The following is a 16368-nucleotide window of genomic DNA, read 5'->3' on the forward strand; positions in this document are numbered from 1 at the left end:
TCGGCGTCGATCCCCTTCCACCGAGCCCGCCGGTCCACCACCGTTACAGTGCTGATCGGTACCGATCCGACCACGGTCACGGCCGAATGACTTCCTGGCCACAGCCATGTGCCGCGTGGGGATCGGCCTGCTTTTGGCCGGATCAGTACTGTGAACCCGTGGGTCGACTGGTGGTCATCGAAGGACTCGACGGCGCGGGCAAGCGCACGCTGGCCGACGGGCTGACGGCGGCGCTGCGCGCCAAGGGCGCGACCGTGGCGTCGCTGGCGTTCCCGCGCTACGGCGAAAGCGTGCACGCGGACCTCGTCCGCGAGGCGCTGCACCGCGGGCACGGCGACCTCGCCGACTCCGTCTACGGCATGGCCATGCTCTACGCGCTGGATCGCAGCGGCGCCGCCGACGAGATCCGCGCGCTGCGAGACGCGCACGACGTCGTCCTGCTCGACCGGTACGTCGCGTCCAACGCCGCGTACGCCGCCGCGCGGTTGCGGCAGGACGCGGCCGGCGAAGTCGTGAAGTGGGTGTGGGAGCTGGAGGTCGACCGCTTCGGCCTGCCCCGCCCGGACGCGCACCTCCTGCTGCGGGTGGCGCCGTCGGTGGCGGCCGAGCGCGCCGAACGCCGCGCGGAGAACGAGACCGGCCGGGAGCGCGACGCCTTCGAAACCGACGACGGCCTGCAGCGGCGGTGCGCGGCCGTCTACGACGAGCTGGCCGCGTCGGGCTGGCTCGCGCCGTGGCACGTCCTGGACGGCGTCGCGGGCGTGGACCTCGAAAAGCTGGCGAAGACGTTGCTAGGGCAGTAGCCGGGCCGGGTCGAACTGCGCGATCGGGTGGGCCGTGGCGCCGTCCACCACCAGGTCGGCGAGGATTTCGCCGATCACCGGCGCGAACTTGAAGCCGTGGCCGGAGAAGCCGCACGCGAGCACCACCCGCTCCTCGGCCGGGTGCGGGGCCAGCACGAAGCTTTCGTCGGCCGTGTCGGTGTACATGCACGTCGCGGCCCGGAGGAACGCGCCGGGCAGCGTCGGGAGGTGCCGCTTCACCACGGACGCGATCTCGTGGACCTCGCCGCCGGACACCGCCCGGTCGATGCCGTCGGGGGTGCACGTCCGGCCGCCGCTGTGGAACGCGACCTTCACACCGTCCGCGGGCGCGTTGTGCGCCGGGAAGCCGTAGAACGTGTAGCCGTCGCCTTCCCAGATGTAGACGGGGTGCTGCCGGAACGGCGCGATCCCGCCCGACGGCGCGAACCAGTACTGCACCTGCCGCCGGACCGTGAACGCGACACCGAAGCCGCGCAGCAGCTCGGCGGCCCACGCGCCCGGGCACAGCACCAGGCGATCGGCCGTGTAGTAGCTGTGCGACGTGCCGATGCGCACCCCGCCCGCCGTGGTGCTCCAGGTGAACACCTTCTCTTCGTGGTGCAGTTCGGCGCCGCACCGCGCGGCGAGCTGCAGGTGCGCGGCCACGCTGCCCTCGGGCGACACCAGCCCGGCGCCCGGCTCGTACAACGCGACTTCGCCGGACGACGGCGTCATGGTCGGGAACCGGCGGCGGATCTCGCCGGCGTCGAGCACCTCGTGCGGGATGCCGAAGGCGCGGGCCGAAGCCACGCTGCCGGTGATCGTCCGCGAATCCGCCGTGCCGACCATGATCCCGCCGCAGCGGGTGAACAGCCGCCGCCCGCTGTCGCGCTCGAGGCCGTCCCAGAGCTCGTGGGCTCGCAGCAGCAGGGGTACGTACTCGGGGCCTTCGAGGTAGGCCTGCCGGGTGATCCGCGAACCGCCGTGGCTCGACCCGCGGTTGTGCACCGGCGCGAACTGGTCGACGCCGAGCACGCGTTGCCCGCGCTGCGCCAGCCGGTAGGCCGCGGCGCTGCCCATCCCGCCGAGGCCGACGACGATCACGTCGTAGTGCGTCATGCCACCCTCCCCGGGACGCGCGTGCCGAAGTGCTCGATCTCCACCGGTGTCCCGGAACCGCTGTACTCCACGGGAAGCCAGGCGTACGCGATGGCTTCGCCCGTGGTGTGGCCGTATCCGGCGCTGGTGACGTACCCGGCCGGGCGGCCATCGGCGTAAACGGGTTCGTTGCCCTCGACGACGGTGCCGGTGCTCAGGCGGGTCAGCCGCCGGCTCACAGTCGCTGCGGAGCGGCCCGCCAGCGCGTCGCGGCCGAGGAAGTAGCCCTTGTCCATCCGGACGGCGGGACCGAGCCCGGCCTCGTAGGGGTCGTGCTCGGTGGTGAAGTCGACGCCGGGTACGGGCACGCCGGCCTCCAGCCGCAGGCTGGTGAACGCCCGGTGGCCGGCGACGGCGACGCCGTGTGCCCGCAGCGTGTCCCACAGGCGGCGGCCGAAGTCCGCCGTCGTGTGCAGTTCCCAGCCCGGTTCGCCCACAGTGGACAGTCGCAGGGCGACGACCGGCACGTCGCCGACGTGGGTCTGCTCGGCGGAGAAGTCCGCTGTGGACAGTTCCGGTAGCACTTCGCCGCTCGACGGACCCCACAGGCCGATGCAGCACGTGCCGGGGGTGGTCTCGTGGACCTGCACGGTGCCGTCGCGCGGCAGGTGCCGTCGCAGCCAGTCGAAGTCGAGGCGCCCGCCCGCGCCGGCGTGGAACCGTTCGTCGCCGAGGCGCGCCACGACCAGGCACCCGCGCACCCCGCCGTCCTCGCCGAGCAGCAGCGTTTCCGTCACCGTGCCCGGCGCCTTCGCGAGGTCGCCCGTCGTCATGGCCTGCAGGAACGGCAGCGCGCCCGGACCGGTGACCGCCAGGCGCGGCACGGACGTCAGATCGAACATCGAGACCCGCTCCCTGGTGACGACCGCTTCGGTGCCGGCCTCGGCCAGGTACCGTTCCGGCCGCGCCCAGCCGGCCGCGGACCTGAACTGCGCGCCCAGCGCTATCTGCCGTTCGTGAAAGGGACTGGTCCGGACCGGCTCCGCGGGAAACCGGATCGACGGCGCGAACCGGGCGAGGTCGCAGCCGTGCAGGGCCAGCGACGGCTGGCCGTCGACGAGCCAGCGCGCCAGTTCCCGGGCGACGCCGGCGGAGTGCTCGACGCGGACGGCCTCGGCCACCCAGAAGCCGTCGATGTCCGGGTGCTCGCCCAGCAGCGGCCGCCCGTCCGGGGTGCCGGGGAGCACCACCGTCCTGGTGGACTCGATCGCGGCGTCGCGGAGCGCGGGCAGGAGGCCGGCGGCCACGGCCACCCCGATGCCGAGCCGGTCGACGTGCTCGCGGAGGTACATCCCGGTGTCGAGGTGGCGCAGCACGGGCTTGCCCGCCTGCACGTGGTCGTCGTTGTGCCCGGCCAGTTCCGGCACCGGTGCCGTCATCGCGTACTCGTGGGTCAGCGGCACCTGCGGCACGTGGAGGCCGACGAGCTTCCCCGCACCGGCGCACGACACGACGATGTCGGCGCGGAACCGCCCGGCCGTCGTGACGACGCCGGTGACGCGGCCGCCGCTGCGCTCGATCGCCGTGACCTCCTCGGCGGCGAACCGGGCGCCCCGGGCTTTGGCCCGCCGGGCCTGGGCTTCGGCCGCGCGCGGCGCGTGCAGCAGACCGTCGCCGGGGACGTGGAAGCCGCCGAGGACCCGGGCTTCGTCGAGCAGCGGGTGCAGGTCGGCGCACTCGCGGGGCGTGCGCAGGAAGCCGCGCACGCCCCACGAGGTCGCCCAGCCGTGGTGCTGCTTCAAGTCCTCGAGCCGCTCCGGCGTCGTCGCGACTTCAAGGCTGCCCACCGGGTTGAAGCACCACTGGCCGTCGAGTCCGCTGCACTTCTCGACGGTGTACTTCGCGAACTCGGTCAGCGTCCGGTCGGCATCGGTCCGGAACACCAGGCCCGGGTGGTCGTCCGCCTCGCCGCCGCCCAGGACGGTGACGGCGGTCCAGCCGCGCTCGGTCAGCTCGTCGGCGAGCGCCCAGCCGACGAGGCCGGCGCCGAGGACGACCACCCGGGGCCGTGCTGCCATTCGCGGATCCCTCCGGGCGAGGTTGCGTCTTCGGCAACAACGTGCGTCATGCGCGACGCACTGTCAAGCACCCGAAACGGTGCCCGCTCAGGCGCGGGTGAACTCCATGACCCAGTTGCTCTCCCAGGTCTTGCCGCCGTCGGCGGAGAACTCCTGCTCCCACTGCGGGGAGGCGGTGGTCGTGCGCGTCCAGGCGTAGTGGACCTTGATCGGGGTGCCTTCGTGGGTGTCGTCGCCGTAGAAGTCGCCGCGGTCGCCGTCGAACCGGCCGACGACCGGCGGCTGGAGCACCCCGGTCCGGGTGCTGGCCCAGTGCAGCGACCATTCCGCGCGCTCGACGTCGAAGAGCCGGAGGGTGCAGCCGCGGAAGCCGAGGGTCGGGAAGACGATCTCATCCATGTTGCCGCCGCCCTCGAAGAGGGACCAGCAGGTGCTCGTGCCCGGGAAGACGGTCCAGTCGTCGCTGCCGGTGAGGGGCTTGGCCAGCCGCCGGTTCGTGACGGTCCAGGAGCCGGTGAAGAAGTCGAAGTCGTTCATGACGGCGATCCTGAGGGGCTACCACTGACATCTTCTGTCAGTGGCTGCTGGCAGACTTCGCCGGGTGCGCGCGAGCCGGCTGGTGTCCCTGCTGCTGTTGCTGCAGAACCGGGGGAGGATGAGCGCCGCCCGGCTGGCAGCGGAGCTCGGCGTGACCGCGCGGACGGTGTACCGGGACGTCGAAGCGCTCGCGGCGTCCGGCGTCCCGATCTACGCCGAGGGCGGCCCGAACGGCGGCTACCAGCTGATGGACGGCTACCGCACCCGGCTCACCGGGCTGACCGAGGGCGAAGCCGGCTCGCTGTTCCTCACCGGGCTGCCGCAACCGGCCGCCGAGCTGGGGCTGGGCGCCCAGGTGGCCGCCGCCGAGCTGAAGCTGATGGCCGCGCTGCCGACGCCGTACCGCGACGCGTCGGTGCGGATCCGGCAGCGGTTCCACCTCGACGCGCCCGGCTGGTACCGCGAAGCGGACCCGGTGCCGCAGCTGCTCGCGGCCGCGGAAGCGCTGTGGCAGGACCAGGTCGTCGAAGTCCGCTACCGCCGCTGGTCGCCGACGCCCGGTGTCGTGACGCGGCGGCTGCACCCGCTCGGCCTGGTCCTCAAGGCCGGCGTCTGGTACCTGGTGGCCGGGCCGGAGCCGCGGACGTACCGCGTCGGCAACATCGAGGAGCTGCGGGCGCTCGACGAGCACTTCACCCGGCCGGCCGGCTTCGACCTGGCGGAATTCTGGCGCGCGCACGTCGAACGCTACGAGGAGAGCGAAGACGGCGAGACGGCCGTCGTGCGCCTGTCGGCCGCCGGGATCGCCGCCCTGCCCGACATCCTCGGCCCGCGAGCCGCGCGGCTCGTCGCGCGCACGCTCGGACCCGAAGACCCCGACGGCTGGCAGCGCGCGGAAATTCCGCTGGAAAGCGTGCCCCACGCCGCCGCCGGGCTGCTGCGGCTCGGCGCGGACGCGCAGGTGCTGGCACCCGCGGAACTGGTGGCGCACATGGGAACCACGATCCGCGCGATGGCCCGGCTGTACCCCTAGTCCCGGAAGTACCCCAGCTGCGCGGAAAGTTCGTCGGCCGCTTCGGTCATCGGCTTCACGATCTGCTTCACGCGCTGCTTCGAAAGCCGGTACGAGGGCCCGGAAGCGCTCATCGCCGCCACGACGTCGCCGCCCGGGCCGTGGATCGGCACGGCGACGGCGTGCATGCCGAGTTCGAGCTCCTCGTAGCAGGCCGCGTAGCCGTCTTCGAGCACCCGTTCCAGCTCGGCCATCAGCTCTTCCGGCTCGATCGTCGTGCGCGGGGTGTACTGCTCCAGCTTCCGCTTCAGCACCCGCTTGCGCTCGGGTTCGGCCATGTGCGCGAGGAGGATCTTGCCGCTCGAGGTCGCGTGCAGCGGGGTCCGCTGGCCCGTCCAGTTCTGCGTGGTGATCGCGGCCGAGCCGCGGGCCTGGCTGATGTTGATCGCGACGCCGTCGTCGGCGATGGCGATGTTCACCGTCTCGCCCAGTTCCCCGGCCAGCGACAGGCAGCTGGCGCGCCCCAGTTTCGCCAGGTCCATGCGGCCGGTGGCGGCGCCGGCCAGCCGGACGATGCCGAACCCGATCGCGTACTTCCCGCGTTCGCCGAGCTGCTCGACCAGGCCTCTCATCTCCAGGACGCTGAGCAGGCGCGACGCCGTCGACTTGTGGACGCCCAGTTCGCCCGCGATCTCGGTGATGCCGGTTTCGCCGTTGCGCGCGAGCAGTTCCAGCACGCTGATGGCCCGGTCGACCGATTGCACCTGGCTCTGAGTTGCGTTGCCCGAGTCCTGGTTCCGCATAGCGCAACACTATCCGTTTTGCGGGGTTCCTATCGGCTGAGTGGGCGAATCCCTTGACGGGGACGCCCTCGACGTCGGAGTGTTGCGCAAGAAGCGCAGAGTCTCGCAATGCGCAACTTTCACGTACCGTTCCGGCATCTCGCCAGTCGTTACCGGAGGCCCCGATGATCCGTGCCTGCGCCGCCGCCGACCTGCCCGAAGGAGAAGCCCTCCGCCTCGACGGTCCCGCGCCGATCGCGGTGTTCCACACCGAGGACGGCTTCTTCGCCGTCGACGACACCTGCACGCACCAGGACGCTTCGCTGGCCGACGGCTGGCTCGAAGGCTGCTTCGTCGAATGCCCGCTGCACGCCGCCCGGTTCGACCTGCGCACCGGCGCGCCCACCGGCTTGCCGGCGAAGGACCCCGTGCGGAGGCACCGCGTGGTCGTCACCGACGGCGTCGTGTACGTCGACGCGCCCGTGCCGGCCCTTCCTTGAGCCCTCCTCACAGGTCCGTGGAGGCCGCCCGGGGTTCCGGCGCGGCCTCCACGGACCGTCCAAAGCCGCCGGTACCGGCACCCGGATGGAGCAGGGACCCTTCGCGATCTTGATCTTTCTGGTGGTCAAACACGCGGGTCGTGCGTACGGGCGTCCGAACTAGTGCGAATATGTGGTCATGAAGGCACGTGTTCTCGTGGTCGACGACGACCCCGCCCTCGCGGAGATGCTCACCATCGTGCTCCGTGGGGAGGGGTTCGACACGGCGGTGGTCGCCGACGGTTCACGCGCGCTGCCCGCGCTGCGTGAGCTGAAGCCCGACCTCGTCCTGCTCGACCTGATGCTGCCCGGGATGAACGGGATCGACGTTTGTAAGGCGATCCGCGCCGAGTCCGGGGTGCCGATCGTCATGCTCACCGCCAAGAGCGACACCGTCGACATCGTCCTCGGCCTGGAGTCCGGCGCCGACGACTACGTCGTCAAGCCGTTCAAGCCGAAGGAGCTGGTCGCGCGGGTCCGGGCCCGCATGCGCCGCACCGAGGCCGAGCCCGCGGAATCGCTCACCATCGGCGACCTGGCGATCGACGTGCCGGGCCACGAGGTCACGCGCGAGGGCAAGGCCATCCCGCTGACCCCGCTGGAGTTCGACCTGCTGGTGGCGCTGGCCCGCAAGCCGCGCCAGGTGTTCACCCGCGAGGTGCTGCTCGAGCAGGTGTGGGGCTACCGGCACGCGGCCGACACCCGGCTGGTGAACGTGCACGTCCAGCGGCTGCGTTCGAAGGTGGAGAAGGACCCGGAACACCCCGAGGTGGTGTTGACCGTTCGCGGCGTCGGGTACAAGGCCGGCCCGCCGTGATCACCCCATGACCACGGAGACCGGCAGACGGCTCCCCGCGTTCGCGCGCTCGACGGCACGCCTGGTGCGGCGTGTCGTCGTTTTCGCGCGCCGTCGCGCGGTCGCGTTCAACGAACTGTGGAAGCACTCGCTGCAGTTCCGCGTCACCGTGTCGACGCTCGCGCTGTCCTCGGCGGTGGTCTTCGTGCTGGGCATGGTGCTGCAGAACCAGATCACCGAACGGCTGCTGGACACCAAGCGCGAGGCGGCGATCGCGCAGACCCGCGCGGCGGCGGAGACGGCCGCCGGTGAGCTCGTCGGCCTCGGCGCCGAGGCGTCCGATGCGCTGAAGAACCGGCTCGAGAACGCGCTGAAGAAGATCGCGATCACGCCGACCAGCCAGGACGCGGCCGGGTCGGCCGCCGGCACGTTCGTCCCGGTCCTCGCCAGCGGCGGCCGCGACCAGGCCGGCGGCGACCCGGAGTTCGCGGGCCCGTTCGAAAACGTGCCGCCGCGGCTGCGCCAGTTCGTCGAAGCCGACCAGATGAGCTTCCTCGAGCACACCGTCCCCGACACCGCGGGCGGGCGCACGACGTACCTGATCGTCGGCACGCCGCTGAGCACCGTGGCCAGCCCGCTGCAGCTGTACCTGCTGTTCCCGCTGACGACCGAGCAGAACACGGTCTCGACCGTGCAGAACACGCTGCTGGTCGGCGGGCTCGTCCTGCTGCTCCTGCTGGCGGGCATCACGAACCTGGTGACGCGGCAGGTGGTGCGGCCGGTCCGCCAGGCCGCGGCGGCGGCCGAGCAGTTCGCCGGCGGCGACCTCGACCAGCGGCTCGCCGTGCTCGGCGAGGACGACCTGGCGAAGCTCGCGGTGTCCTACAACGAGATGGCCGCCAGCATCCAGCGCCAGATCCGCCAGCTCGAGGAGTTCGGCGGGCTGCAGCGCCGGTTCACCTCCGACGTCTCGCACGAGCTGCGCACCCCGCTGACCACCGTCCGGATGGCCGCGGACGTGCTGCACGCGTCCCGCGAGCAGTTCCCGGCCGGGCTCGCGCGCTCGACCGAGCTGCTGGTCGACGAGCTCGACCGGTTCGAAGCGCTGCTCGGTGACCTGCTGGAGATCAGCAGGCTCGACGCCGGGGTCGAGGAGCTGGCCGCCGAGTACATCGACGTCCGCCCGATCGCCACCCGCGCGGTCGAGCAGGTCCGGGTGATCGCCGGCAACGCGGGCAGCTCGGTCGAACTCGTGCTGCCCGGCGAAGAGGTGATCGCCGAGGTCGACGCCCGGCGCGTCGAGCGGATCCTGCGCAACCTGCTCGCCAACGCCGTCGACCACAGCGAGGGCAAGCCGGTGGTGCTGACCGTCGGGGCGAACGAAACCGCCGTCGCCATCACGGTCCGCGACCACGGCGTCGGCCTGCGGCCCGGCGAGGCGGACCTGGTGTTCAACCGGTTCTGGCGCGCCGACCCGTCGCGCAACCGGCGCACCGGCGGCACCGGGCTCGGCCTGGCGATCAGCCAGGAGGACGCGCGCCTGCACGGCGGCGAACTCGACGCGTGGGGCGAGCCCGGCCACGGCGCCTGCTTCCGGCTCTTGCTGCCGCGCCACCAGGACGTGCCCGTCGGCGACCCGCCCCTGGTCCTGCCGCCGCCCGACCGCTTCGCCACCGAGGTGCCGCTCGGGATCATCGACGTCACGCCGGCGCCGGAGGCGATCTTCGCCGAACGTGAGGGAATCGGTCAGTGAAACCACAGGTTCTCCGGCGACCCGGGGCGAAGCTCCTGCTCGCGGTCTTGTGCTCGGTGCTGCTCGCCGGCTGTGCGAACGTGCCGCTGGAATCGCAGCCGATGGTGGTCCCGGGCCAACGCCAGGGCCAGAGCTCCGGTGACGTGGTGCCGGAGCCGTCGCCGGGCATCGACCCGCTGTCGCTGGTCCGCGCCTTCGTCGGGGCGACGCTCAAGCCGGGGCAGAACAACGCGGCCGCCCGCGCGTACCTGGACGAGCCGGGCCGGGCGAGCTGGCGGCCGAGCCGCAGCCTGACGATCATCCAGGACACCTTCGGCACGGTCTACGACACCAGCCCGCCGCCGGACCCGAACACGCAGGTCGTCACCGTGCGCGGGATCGACATCGGCACGCTGGACCAGAACAGCGCGTTCGTGCCGGACCACAGCTCGGCGCTGCTCCAGGTGAAGGTGCGCAAGCAGGCGAGCGGCCAGTGGCGGATCGTCGACCCGCCCGCCGACCTGTACGCCACCGAATCCGACTTCAGCGAGAACTACACGCCGGTGCCGGTGAGCTTCTACTCGGAGACGTCGAACACCTTCGTCCCCGACCGGCGCTACGTCGTCGCGAAGCCGCAGTCCGGGCTGCCGGGCCGGGTGATGGACCTGCTGGTCAGCGGGCCGTCGGCCGGCCTGGCCGGTGCGGTGAAGAACCTGCTCGGCGAGCCCATCGAGATCGACACCAACGTCAAGAGCCTCGACGACGGGACGCTGGTGGTGCCGCTGACCGGGCTGTCGGGGGTGCCCGACGACATCCGGAACCTGATCGCCGCGCAGATCGTCCTGTCCCTGCAGTACGTGACGTCGGCCCGGATCCGCATCCTCGCCGACGGTGCCCCGCTCGTGCCGAACCACTCGGACTGGCGGCTGAACGAACTGCCCGCGTACGGCGCTTCGCTGTCACTCAGGCTGGAGCTCCTGGGCCTGATGACGGTCGGCGGCCGGGTCCGGTCCCTCGGCGACGGTGCACCGGTCCCCGGCCCGGCGGGCAACGGCGAGTACGACGTCGTGAGCGCCGCCCAGTCGATCGACGGCAAGCGCCTCGCGGTGGTGGAGCGCAGTGGCGGCGCGCTGCGGCTGCGGATCGGCGACCTCGGCCACGACCTGGCCCTGACGACCCTCGGCGGCGGCACCCTGAGCCGCCCGACGTGGCGCCCCGGCACCGGCGAAGTGTGGACGGCGGTCGACGAGCTGTCGGTGGGCCGGATGGTGCTCGACCCGAACGGCCACTGGACGGCGCTGCAGGTCAACGCCGCCGACCTGACCCAGCAGGGCGGCATCACGGAGCTCCGGTTCTCCCGCGACGGCGCGCGCGTCGCGGCGGTGATCAAGGGCGAGCTGTGGGTGGCCTCGGTGGTCGTCAACGGCGACTCGGTGTCCCTGCGCGAGCCGCGCCACCTCCAGCCGCACGACCTCGAGGACGTCGTCGACGTCGACTGGGTCGCCCAGGACAGCCTGGTGGCGGTGACGAAGTCGTCGTCCCAGCCGGTGGTGAGGGTGACGGTGGACGGCCAGCGCATGGACGCGTTCAACAGCAGCAACCTGACCCCGACGGTCCACGGCGTGACGGCGGCCCCCAGCCGTTCGATCGTGGTGGCGGACGCCAACGGGCTGTGGACGGCCTCGGAGCTGGGGGAGGTGTGGCGCCCGCAGAGCCACACGATGAAGGACGCGGACCCCTTCTATCCCGGCTGATCTTTCACTCGCGTGGGTGACGCCCGCGCGTTCGAAACTGTCGGTGCCGGTCGCGACACTGTCCGTGTGCTGAAGAGACTGCTCGATCTGTTGATCCCCAGCCGCTGCGCTGCGTGCGGAGCCCGGGGTGAGCCGTGTTGTGCTCGGTGTGAAGGTGTGTGGGGCGCGGCGAGAGAAGTGGTGCGCGCGCCCACGGCGGGGTTGGTGCGGGTGTTCGCGCTGGCGCGCTATCGCGGTGTGGGCCGTCGGTTGCTGATCGCGTACAAGGAGCGAGGCCGTCGCGACCTGGCGCCATCGCTGGGGCGGGTGTTGGCGGAGGCGCTCGCCGTGCTGCCACTCGGCGCCGCCGGCCCGGGGAAGGCGCTCTGCCTCGTTCCGGCACCCAGCCGCCCGTCGGCGGCGCGGGTCCGCGGCGGCCCGCACGTCGAGCGCTTGGCCAACGCGGCGGCGAGCGTCCTGGCGGCGCGGGGCATCGAGGTCGTGGTCGCGCCGGCATTGGAGCTGGCCGGAAGCGCCCGCGACGCGGTCGGCTTGAGCCGCGAGCAGCGCACGGCCAACCTCGCCGGCCGGCTGCGGTTCCGCGAGGCCGGGCGCCCACCCCCGGAATTCCGCATCGTGGTGCTGGACGACGTGATCACAACCGGAGCCACGGCGGCGGCGTGCACCAGAGCCCTGGCGGCGGAGGGGGTTACGGTCTCCGCCGTCCTGACCCTGCTCGCAACCGGCTGAACCAACCTGGCCCTCGGCGGCGCGCGAAAGAACGCTCCATGTGAACCACTGTGGCACTTCAGCGGGAGAAGCGCAGACCGGCCGATCACGCGGCGGCGACCCTGGTTTGCCTCGGTCCGCTCGGCGCGGCGCGCGGCTGGCCTGCGGGCGGCTGCGCGGCTGCCTTACCGCCCCGCGCGCCCGGGTGAACCCGATGTCACCTACACGAGTGACGTCCGGCGGGAACGCGAACGGACCGGCGCCCGTTGTCCGGGCATGAGGGTGCCGATCACGATCACTCGGCCGCCACACCACTCCACCGGAGTGGCGGCTGTGCCGGACAGGGCTGTCACCCTCGGCGTCCACCACCAAGCAGCGATGCGCCGTCCGTGTGAAACCGAGCTGCGCGGACCGCGTCCGACCAGCGGGTGTTTTCTGGTGCCCACTCCGCGATCACTGCGCGGGGTGACGGAGTCTCATCCCCTGACATCCCCCGGCTCGGGGGCTGTTGCAACGGGCGTGAGGAAGCTAACGTGCTCCGCAATCAGCAATCCCCGCAGGCAGGGAGGTGACGAGCCCATGTCCCTGGCGCCGGAGGTGCGCTGAGTCCGCGCTCGGTCACCGGCACGAGACGTCGTGAACCGTTCCCGAGTTCCTTCTCGGCCCGCAATCAGGGCTTCCGTCCCCGCAATACCGGCGCCGTGTGTGAACACATCAGCTCGCAGTCATCTCAGCGAGGGAGGTCGTGTATGGACATCGTCGTTAAGGGCCGCAACGTGGAGGTGCCCGACCACTATCGGGCGCTTGTCAGCGAAAAGCTGGCCCGCCTCGAGCGCTACGACAGGAAAGTCATCCGGTACGACGTGGAACTGTTCCACGAACCCAACCGGCGCCAGGCCAAGAGTTGCCAGCGCGTCGAAATCACCGGAAAGGGGCGAGGCCCGGCCGTACGCGCTGAAGCGTGTGCCGCCGACTTCTACGCGGCGCTCGATTCCGCAGTCACCAAGCTCGAAAACCGGCTGCGGAGGACACACGACCGGAGGCGCGTGCACTACGGCCGCAGCCGCCCGGAATCGGTCGCCGAGGCGACCTCGGCGCTGCCGGGTGGTGGATCCCCGGCCGCAGCCAGTCCCGCCGCGCGTACCGCGGTGTTGGACGCACCCGAAGCCGAACCGCAGACGAACGGCTTCGCGAGTGCCGGAGAGATCCACCTGCCCCAGCAGCAGGGCTGGGCCGATGACGACCTGGGTCACCAGCCGGGCCGCATCGTTCGCGAGAAGCAGCACACCGCCGATCCCATGACGGTGGACCAGGCTCTCTACGAGATGGAACTGGTCGGCCACGACTTCTACCTCTTCAACGACTCCGACGCGGGCCGGCCCAGCGTGGTCTACCGGCGGAAAGGCTTCGACTACGGCGTGATCCGGCTCGGCTGAGCCGGCGTCAAGGAGGTTTCCGGAGGGCCCGCACGCGCTCGCGTGCGGGCCCTCCGCATGTCAGGACGTACGGCGTGTGCACACGACGGCCACCGTTCCCTACGATGGGGGTGGGAAGGTGGCGTCGAACACGGCCGCCACCGCGGGAAAACCTGCCCGGGACCGGCCTGGGCGTGCTCATGATCAGCTAGTGAGGTCGACCGGATGGTGCTGAACCGCCTGCTCCGCGCGGGTGAGGGCAAGATGGTGAAGCGGCTGCGCAACATCGCCGATCACATCAACACCCTCGAAGACGACGTCAAGGACCTGACCGACGCCGAGCTGCGGGCCAAGACCGAGGAGTTCCGCAAGCGGAACGGCGACGGCGAAACCCTCGACGAGCTGCTGCCGGAGGCCTTCGCGGTCGTCCGGGAAGCGGCCAAGCGGGTGCTCGGTCAACGCCACTTCGACGTCCAGCTGATGGGCGGCGCGGCGCTGCACCTCGGCCAGGTCGCCGAGATGAAGACCGGTGAGGGCAAGACGCTCACCTGCGTCCTCCCCGCCTACCTCAACGCCATCCCCGGCAAGGGCGTCCACGTCGTCACGACGAACGACTACCTGGCCAAGCGCGACGCGGAGTGGATGGGCCGCATCCACCGCTTCCTCGGGCTCGAGGTCGGTGTCATCCTTTCGGAGCAGCAGCCGGACGTCCGGCGCACCCAGTACAACGCCGACATCACCTACGGCACGAACAACGAGTTCGGCTTCGACTACCTGCGCGACAACATGGCGTGGAGCCTCGACGACTGCGTGCAGCGCGGGCACCACTACGCCATCGTCGACGAGGTGGACTCGATCCTCATCGACGAGGCCCGGACGCCGCTGATCATCTCCGGCCCGGCGGACCAGTCGTCGCGCTGGTACGTCGAGTTCGCGCGCCTCGCCCCGCTGATGCAGGGCATCGACACCACCACGATGGGGTCGCGGGAGCGCACCGAGAAGGCGAACCTGATCAACTCGAAGTACCACTACGAGGTCGACCAGCGGAAGCGGACCGTCGCGGTCACCGAGAAGGGCGTCCGGTTCGTCGAGGACCAGCTCGGCATCGACAACCTGTACGAGGCCGCCAACACGCCGCTGGTCGGGTACCTGAACAACGCGCTGAAGGTCCAGGAGCTCTTCCACCGCGACAAGGACTACATCGTCCGCAACGGCGAAGTCATGATCGTCGACGAGTTCACCGGGCGCGTGCTGCACGGCCGCCGCTACAACGAGGGCATGCACCAGGCGATCGAGGCCAAGGAAAAGGTCGAGATCAAGGCCGAGAACCAGACCCTCGCCACGATCACGCTGCAGAACTACTTCCGCCTCTACGGCAAGCTCGCCGGAATGACCGGTACGGCCGAGACCGAGGCCGCCGAGTTCCACCAGACCTACAAGCTGGGTGTGGTGCCGATCCCGACGAACCGCCCGATGGTCCGCCAGGACCAGCCGGACCTGATCTACAAGACCGAGGAAGCGAAGTACGAGGCGGTCGCCGAGGACATCGCCGAGCGGTTCGAGAAGGGCCAGCCGGTGCTGGTCGGCACGACGAGCGTCGAGAAGTCCGAGCGGCTGTCGAAGCTGCTGGTCAAGCTCAGCGTGCCGCACGAGGTCCTGAACGCGAAGCACCACGACCGTGAGGCGCTGATCGTCGCGCGCGCCGGCCAGAAGGGCGCCGTCACGGTCGCCACGAACATGGCAGGCCGCGGTACGGACATCGTGCTGGGCGGCAACCCCGACCTCATCGCCGACCAGGTGCTGCGAGAGCGCGGCCTGGACCCGGTCGAGCACTCCGAGGAGTACGAGGCCGCGTGGCCCGAGGTCCTGGAGCAGGTCAAGGCGGAGTCCAAGGCCGAGGCCGAGGAGGTCCGCGAGGCCGGCGGCCTGTACGTCCTGGGCACCGAGCGGCACGAGTCGCGCCGCATCGACAACCAGCTCCGCGGCCGGTCGGGCCGTCAGGGTGACCCGGGCGAGTCCCGCTTCTACCTGTCGCTCGGTGACGAGCTCATGCGCCGCTTCAACGCGACGATGGTCGAGCGCGTCATGACGACCATGCGGCTGCCCGACGACGTGCCGATCGAGCACAAGATGGTCTCCAAGGCCATCAAGAGCGCGCAGACCCAGGTCGAGCAGATCAACATGGAGCAGCGCAAGGACGTCCTCAAGTACGACGAGGTCATGAACGAGCAGCGCAAGGTGATCTACGCCGAGCGCCACCGCGTCCTGGCCGGCGAGAACCTGCGCGACCAGATCGAGGGCATGCTCGAGGACGTCGTCAACGCCTATGTGGACGGTGCGACGGCCAGCGGCTACGCCGAGGACTGGGACCACGAGAAGCTGTGGTCGGCGCTGAGGACGCTGTACCCGGTGAGCATCGAGTGGGACGACCTGGTGGAGGACGGCGACCTCGACGCGCAGACCCTGCGCGAGGCGCTGCTGCAGGACGCCCGCAACGCCTACGACAAGCGCGAAGCGGAGATCAACGCGCTCGTCGGCCCGGAGGGCATGCGGACCCTGGAGCACCAGGTGATGCTGACGGTCCTCGACCGCAAGTGGCGCGAGCACCTCTACGAGATGGACTACCTCAAGCAGGGCATCGGCATGCGGGCGCTGGCGCAGCGCGACCCGCTGATCGAGTACCAGCGCGAGGGCTTCGACATGTTCCGCGCGATGCTCGACTCGCTGAAGGAGGAGGCCGTCGGCTTCCTGTTCAACCTGCAGGTCGAGCGCGCCGAGGCACCGCCGGCCGAGGACGCCACAGCGCTGCCCTCGGGTGTCGTGTCCGGCAACGGCCAGGCGGCGGCGGAAGGCCGGCACGCGCGTCCGGCGCCGCCGCAGCCGCCGACGACCGACACCGAGTCCGTCCCGGCCGCGCTGCGCGGCAAGGGGCTCGGCGGCAGTGGCCAGCCGGCGGGCATGACGCTGTCCGGTCCGGGCGAGGACGGCGAGGTCGAGTCCCACGCCGACAGCGCGGAGCAGGCGTCGGGCGGTGGCTCAGCTGCTTCCCGCCGGGAGCGCCGCGCCGCGCAGCGCGACGCCGCCAAGAAGGGCAAGAAGGGCCCGCGTCGCTGA

13 protein-coding genes are annotated in these 16368 nt (G+C 71.2%); 9 read left to right on the forward strand and 4 right to left on the reverse strand.

The annotated features are described in order from the left end of the window. Positions 1 to 170 precede the first annotated feature (170 nt). The gene (locus AB0M80_RS04885; protein ID WP_364560335.1) at positions 171 to 803 is read left to right on the forward strand and encodes a dTMP kinase; all 633 of its coding nucleotides are present in this window, start codon (positions 171 to 173) and stop codon (positions 801 to 803) included. On the opposite strand, the gene solA is transcribed toward AB0M80_RS04885, so the two are convergent. From solA to AB0M80_RS04900, 3 genes are all read right to left on the reverse strand, one after another. Then, complete coding sequence (gene solA / locus AB0M80_RS04890; RefSeq protein ID WP_364558975.1) at positions 792 to 1922, reverse strand: N-methyl-L-tryptophan oxidase; 1131 nt, start codon at positions 1920 to 1922, stop codon at positions 792 to 794. The genes AB0M80_RS04885 and solA overlap by 12 nt on opposite strands. Then, on the reverse strand, positions 1919 to 3979 hold the full coding sequence (locus AB0M80_RS04895) for an FAD-dependent oxidoreductase (protein WP_364558978.1): 2061 nt from the start codon (positions 3977 to 3979) through the stop codon (positions 1919 to 1921). The genes solA and AB0M80_RS04895 overlap by 4 nt, the downstream gene beginning before the upstream one ends. Positions 3980 to 4066: 87 nt before the next feature. Beyond that, positions 4067 to 4516 carry a hypothetical protein gene (locus AB0M80_RS04900; RefSeq protein WP_364558981.1) on the reverse strand — a complete coding sequence of 150 codons (450 nt, stop codon included), beginning with the start codon at positions 4514 to 4516 and terminating at the stop codon, positions 4067 to 4069. Positions 4517 to 4580: 64 nt separating this feature from the next. On the opposite strand from AB0M80_RS04900, the gene AB0M80_RS04905 reads away from it, so the two are divergent. After that, positions 4581 to 5549, forward strand: coding sequence for a WYL domain-containing protein (locus AB0M80_RS04905; protein ID WP_364558984.1), 969 nt, complete (start codon positions 4581 to 4583; stop codon positions 5547 to 5549). Here the strand turns inward: AB0M80_RS04905 and AB0M80_RS04910 are convergent. Continuing rightward, the gene (locus tag AB0M80_RS04910; protein ID WP_364558987.1) at positions 5546 to 6331 is read right to left on the reverse strand and encodes an IclR family transcriptional regulator; all 786 of its coding nucleotides are present in this window, start codon (positions 6329 to 6331) and stop codon (positions 5546 to 5548) included. The two genes, AB0M80_RS04905 and AB0M80_RS04910, sit on opposite strands and share 4 nt — an antisense overlap. 164 nt (positions 6332 to 6495) lie before the next feature. On the opposite strand from AB0M80_RS04910, the gene AB0M80_RS04915 reads away from it, so the two are divergent. The 7 genes from AB0M80_RS04915 to secA all read left to right on the forward strand — a co-directional run bounded on the left by AB0M80_RS04915 (position 6496) and on the right by secA (position 16368). Further along, positions 6496 to 6810 carry a bifunctional 3-phenylpropionate/cinnamic acid dioxygenase ferredoxin subunit gene (locus AB0M80_RS04915; RefSeq protein WP_364558990.1) on the forward strand — a complete coding sequence of 105 codons (315 nt, stop codon included), beginning with the start codon at positions 6496 to 6498 and terminating at the stop codon, positions 6808 to 6810. 178 nt (positions 6811 to 6988) lie between these two features. Continuing rightward, the gene (gene mtrA, locus AB0M80_RS04920; RefSeq protein WP_005150760.1) at positions 6989 to 7666 is read left to right on the forward strand and encodes an MtrAB system response regulator MtrA; all 678 of its coding nucleotides are present in this window, start codon (positions 6989 to 6991) and stop codon (positions 7664 to 7666) included. Positions 7667 to 7673: 7 nt separating this feature from the next. Beyond that, a complete protein-coding gene (gene mtrB / locus AB0M80_RS04925) occupies positions 7674 to 9398 on the forward strand; it encodes an MtrAB system histidine kinase MtrB (protein WP_364558993.1) in 1725 nt (574 codons plus the stop codon). Then, positions 9395 to 11131, forward strand: a complete 1737-nt coding sequence (locus AB0M80_RS04930) for an LpqB family beta-propeller domain-containing protein (RefSeq protein ID WP_364558996.1) — start codon at positions 9395 to 9397, stop codon at positions 11129 to 11131. Before mtrB ends, AB0M80_RS04930 begins: the two co-directional genes overlap by 4 nt. Positions 11132 to 11143: 12 nt before the next feature. Then, positions 11144 to 11860 carry a ComF family protein gene (locus tag AB0M80_RS04935; protein WP_364558999.1) on the forward strand — a complete coding sequence of 239 codons (717 nt, stop codon included), beginning with the start codon at positions 11144 to 11146 and terminating at the stop codon, positions 11858 to 11860. 728 nt (positions 11861 to 12588) lie between these two features. Then, a complete protein-coding gene (gene raiA, locus AB0M80_RS04940; RefSeq protein ID WP_364559001.1) occupies positions 12589 to 13275 on the forward strand; it encodes a ribosome-associated translation inhibitor RaiA in 687 nt (228 codons plus the stop codon). Positions 13276 to 13479: 204 nt separating this feature from the next. After that, positions 13480 to 16368 carry a preprotein translocase subunit SecA gene (secA, locus tag AB0M80_RS04945; protein ID WP_364559004.1) on the forward strand — a complete coding sequence of 963 codons (2889 nt, stop codon included), beginning with the start codon at positions 13480 to 13482 and terminating at the stop codon, positions 16366 to 16368.

The organism is Amycolatopsis sp. NPDC051045, assembly GCF_040682955.1.
GTDB lineage: Bacteria > Actinomycetota > Actinomycetes > Mycobacteriales > Pseudonocardiaceae > Amycolatopsis.